The organism is Streptomyces durbertensis (genome assembly GCF_014156695.1).
Lineage (GTDB): Bacteria > Actinomycetota > Actinomycetes > Streptomycetales > Streptomycetaceae > Streptomyces > Streptomyces durbertensis.
Genome location: NZ_WMLF01000807.1, coordinates 1 through 1,141, shown reverse-complemented (window position 1 = coordinate 1,141; position 1,141 = coordinate 1). Strand labels below are relative to the sequence as shown.

The 1,141-nt window shown below is 75.5% G+C and carries 2 protein-coding genes and 1 pseudogene; 1 reads left to right on the top strand and 2 read right to left on the bottom strand.

All coding sequences use genetic code 11. The features are described from left to right. Nucleotides 1-2 precede the first annotated feature (2 nt). On the top strand, nucleotides 3-431 hold the full coding sequence (locus GL263_RS26960) for a VOC family protein (RefSeq protein WP_182858344.1): 429 nt from the start codon (nucleotides 3-5) through the stop codon (nucleotides 429-431). Nucleotides 432-464: 33 nt separating this feature from the next. On the opposite strand, the gene GL263_RS26955 is transcribed toward GL263_RS26960, so the two are convergent. Together GL263_RS26955 and GL263_RS26950 are read right to left on the bottom strand one after the other, a co-directional pair. Further along, nucleotides 465-896 carry a helix-turn-helix transcriptional regulator gene (locus GL263_RS26955; RefSeq protein WP_323379579.1) on the bottom strand — a complete coding sequence of 144 codons (432 nt, stop codon included), beginning with the start codon at nucleotides 894-896 and terminating at the stop codon, nucleotides 465-467. Between the two features lie 118 nt (nucleotides 897-1,014). After that, nucleotides 1,015-1,141, bottom strand: a pseudogene (locus tag GL263_RS26950) (helicase-associated domain-containing protein); the annotation flags it as partial.

Here is a 1,141-nt window from a genome sequence, read left to right as displayed (position 1 = left end):
GCATGGAACAGCACAGCAGCGACCGTCCCGCTCCCCGCTTCGACATGATCGGCATGGTGACCGACGACATGCCCGCCACGTTGGCCTTCTACCGGCGGCTCGGGCTCGACATCCCGGCCGGGGCCGACGGTGAGCAGCACGTCGAGGTGGTCGGGCCGGGCGGGGTCCGGATCGGTTGGGACACCGTGGAGGTCATCCGCACGATGGACCCGGACTACCGGATGCCGACCGGCGCGGGCCGCGTCTCACTGGCGTTCCGGTGCGCGGACGCGTCCGACGTGGACCGGGTGTACCGGGAGCTGACCGAGGCCGGGCACCACGGTGAGAGGGCGCCGTGGGACGCGTTCTGGGGGCAGCGGTACGCCGTGGTGCTCGACCCGAACGGGAACGGGGTCGACCTCTTCGCGCCGCTCGACCGGGCGTCCGACTGAGCTTCAGGCTGGCCTTCCGACGAGTAGGGCCGGTCAGGGCGTGGTGGCCTCGCGGCTGCTCCGCAGCCGGCCGGGTGGCAGCCCGGTGAGCGCCCGGACCTCCCTGGTGAGGTGGGCCTGGTCGGAGTAGCCGGTGACGGCGGCGACCTCGGCGAGCGGCCGGCCGGCCGTGATGAGCGGAAGCGCCGCCCGCAGCCGCAGCACCCGGGCGAGCGTCTTGGGACCGTAGCCGAAGGCGGCGAGCGCGCGGCGGTGCAACTGCCTCGGGCTGAGCGCGACTTCGGCGGCGAGTTCGGCCACCGGGCGGCCTGCGCGCAGCCCGGCCACCACGGCCTGGCACGCCGGGTCGGGCGGCTCACCGGCCAGTTCGAGGGCGATCCGCTCAAGGGCCGCGCCCCGGTCGGCCGCGCGGTCCACCCGTGCGGTCAGCCGGCGTGCCCGGGAGGCCGGCAGGATCTCCGCCAACGGCACACGCCGGTCGCGGAGTTCGTGCGCGGGTACGTCGAGGAGCGCCGGCGCGACGCCGGGCGGCAGCCGCAGCCCGGCCCAGCCGGCGTCCGGGGTCGCCCGGCCGAGGTGTGCGCGGGTGCCTGGTCAGCGTCAGCCGGCCGTAGCGGGACATCGTCTCCGCCACGTCGACGAGCAGCGCGTGCGGCACCGGGTAGCGCGAGTACTGCATCAGCGCGTCCACGACCTGCTCCGCGTCGTGC